The sequence below is a fragment of the Mycobacterium sp. TH-M15 genome (assembly GCF_057473705.1).
Genome location: NZ_JBYCLB010000595.1, coordinates 1 through 2,195, shown reverse-complemented (window position 1 = coordinate 2,195; position 2,195 = coordinate 1). Strand labels below are relative to the sequence as shown.

Below are 2,195 nucleotides of genomic sequence, written 5' to 3'. Positions count from 1 at the left end.
CCGCCGCCGGCTGGTCTGGAACCATCCGGCGCGCTATCTGCTCGAGGAGGCCGAGTCCGCGCAGCTGGTGGTGGTCGGCAGCCGCGGCCGGGGCGGCTTCGCCGGCATGCTGCTCGGGTCGGTGAGCACCGCGGTGGTGCAGGGCGCGCCGGTGCCGGTGATCGTGGCACGTCAGCCCTGATAACGTCGGCCGATGTGACCGGCGGCAACGATCCGGCCGCGGCGCCGCAGCGGGCCGCGGCGGTCATCGCCGAGCGCACCGGGGTCGGCGAACACGACGTGGCGATCGTGCTCGGGTCCGGCTGGGGGCCGGCGGTCGCCGCGCTCGGCCCACCGACGGCGACGGTGCCGATGGCCGAGATTCCCGGGTTTCTCGCCCCGACCGCCGGCGGGCACACCGGCGAGGTGGTCTCGGTGCGGGTCGGCGCCCGTCCGGTGCTGGTGCTGCTCGGTCGGGTGCACGGCTACGAGGGGCACTCTCCGGCGCAGGTGGTGCACCCGGTGCGCAGCGCCGTCGCGGCCGGCGCGCACACCGTCGTGCTGACCAACGCCGCCGGCGGACTGCGCGCCGATCTCACCGTCGGCCAGCCGGTGCTGATCAGCGACCAGCTGAACCTGACCGGGCGATCACCGCTGGTCGGCGCGGAGTTCGTCGACCTGGTCGACGCCTACCACCCGCGGCTGCGGGCGCTGGCGCGCGAGGTGGAGCCCACTCTGGCCGAGGGCGTATACGCGATGCTGCCGGGCCCGCAGTACGAGACACCGGCCGAGATCGCGATGCTGCGCACCCTCGGCGCCGACCTGGTCGGCATGTCGACCGCGCACGAGACGATCGCCGCCCGGGCGGCCGGCGCGCAGGTGCTGGGGATCTCGCTGGTGACGAACCTGGCGGCCGGGATCACCGGTGCCCCGCTCAACCACGACGAGGTGCTGGCGACCGGCCGCGACTCGGCCGCCCGGATGGGTGCGCTGCTGGCCGCGGTCGTGGCCCGGCTGTGACGCCGGACGAGTGGATCGCCCACGACCCCGACCCGGTGACCGCCGCCGAACTGCGCGCGTGTGACGTCGACGAGCTGGCCGCCCGGTTCGCCCGGCCGCTGCGGTTCGGCACCGCCGGGCTGCGTGGACCGGTGCGCGGCGGGCCGGATGCGATGAACCTGGCGACGGTGCTGCGGGCGAGTTGGGCGGTGGCCCAGGTGCTTTGCGCGCACGGCCGGGCCGGTGCGACGGTGGTGGTGGGCCGCGACGCGCGGCACGGCTCGGACCGGTTCGCTGTTGCGGCCGCCGAGGTGTTTGCCGCCGCGGACTTTTCGGTGCTGCTGCTGCCGGAGCCGGCGCCGACGCCGGTGGTGGCGTTCGCGGTGCGTGCGCTGGGGGCAGCGGCCGGGGTCCAGATCACCGCGTCGCACAACCCGGCCGCCGACAACGGCTACAAGGTGTACTGGGACGGTGGGATTCAGATCGTCTCGCCGGTCGACGCCGAGATCGAGACGGCGATGGCCGGTGCTCCGCCGGCCGACCGGATCGGCCGGCGCGTCGTCACGCCCGCGAGGTCCGAACTGGTCGAGCGCTACGTTGCGCGGGCCGCGGCGGTGCGCCGCGGCTCCGGCTCGGCGCGGGCGGCGCTGACCCCGATGCACGGGGTGGGTGGCGCGGTGGCGGTGGCGGCGTTGCGCCGTGCGGGCTTCGGCGACGTGCACACGGTCGCCGGCCAGTTCGCGCCGGACCCGGCCTTCCCCACCGTCGCGTTCCCGAACCCGGAGGAGCCCGGCGCCACCGACCTGCTGCTGGCGCTGGCCGCCGACGTCGGCGCCGACATGGCGATCGCACTGGACCCCGACGCCGACCGGTGCGCGGTCGGGATTCCCGGGCCGGGCGGCTGGCGGATGCTCACCGGTGACGAGACCGGCTGGCTGCTCGGCGATTACCTGCTGTCCCGGTTGCCGGCCGGGCAGGCGGCCGGCAGCGTGGTGGCCAGCACGGTGGTGTCGTCACGGATGCTGGCCGCGATCGCCTTGCGGTACGGCGCGCGGCACGTCGAGACGCCGACCGGGTTCAAGTGGCTGGCCCGCGCCGACGCCGGGCTGCCGGGCCGCCGGCTGGTCTACGCCTACGAGGAGGCGATCGGATACTGCGTCGACCCGGATGCCGTGCGCGACAAGGACGGGATCAGCGCGGCGGTGCTGGCCTGCGAC

At 75.7% G+C, this 2,195-nt stretch carries 3 protein-coding genes; all 3 read left to right on the top strand.

Annotation, left to right across the window (positions count from 1 at the left end):
• Positions 1 to 181 (top strand): universal stress protein (locus AC2VNT_RS14675; RefSeq protein WP_486947552.1); only part of this gene is annotated, 181 nt, incomplete at its 5' end.
• A 14-nt stretch (positions 182 to 195) separates the two neighbouring features.
• Entirely contained in the window at positions 196 to 999 is an 804-nt protein-coding gene (locus tag AC2VNT_RS14670; protein WP_486947551.1) for a purine-nucleoside phosphorylase, read from the top strand.
• A partial coding sequence (locus tag AC2VNT_RS14665) for a phosphohexomutase domain-containing protein (RefSeq protein WP_486947550.1) occupies positions 996 to 2,195 on the top strand: 1,200 nt, incomplete at its 3' end. The genes AC2VNT_RS14670 and AC2VNT_RS14665, both read left to right, overlap by 4 nt.